Origin of the sequence: Vibrio sp. 10N.222.49.C9, from assembly GCF_041474985.1 — a bacterium.
Classification (GTDB): domain Bacteria; phylum Pseudomonadota; class Gammaproteobacteria; order Enterobacterales; family Vibrionaceae; genus Vibrio; species Vibrio crassostreae_C.
This window is the reverse complement of sequence record NZ_JBFRVD010000888.1, coordinates 1-410: the sequence shown is the minus strand read 5'-3', so window position 1 is coordinate 410 and position 410 is coordinate 1. Positions and strand designations below refer to the sequence as shown.

Genomic DNA, 410 nt, shown 5'->3' with positions numbered 1-410 from the left:
GGTTTACCCGTTACCACTGAAGCTTACCCATATGGCGCGGGCTCCACACCGGTTGGCGCTGCACTATTTGCAGGTGAAGACTGGATCGACCGCTTTGGGGTACCTGATGCAAGCTACATGGAAGCAAACGGTGTTCCGATGACGCAAAGCAAAATTGATGAACTGCGTGAAACGAACCCAGGTGAAATCGTTGTTATCCACTTCTTAAAACCAGATGATAACAAAGAAGAGTTACGCATGATGAATCGTTCTGTACTCTTCCCTGGCGCTGCGATTGCATCAGATGCAATGCCTTGGATGGACTCGAAAGGTAAATTAATCGAAGGTGATGTTTGGCCACTGCCAAGTGATGCGTTTGCTCACCCGCGCTCAGTAGCTTGTTTCGCGCGTTTTGTTAATAAATACGTGAC

At 48.3% G+C, this 410-nt stretch carries 1 pseudogene; it reads left to right on the top strand.

Going from position 1 to position 410, the window contains the following annotated elements:
* Positions 1 to 410: pseudogene (locus tag AB4585_RS26085) on the top strand (D-glutamate deacylase); the annotation flags it as partial.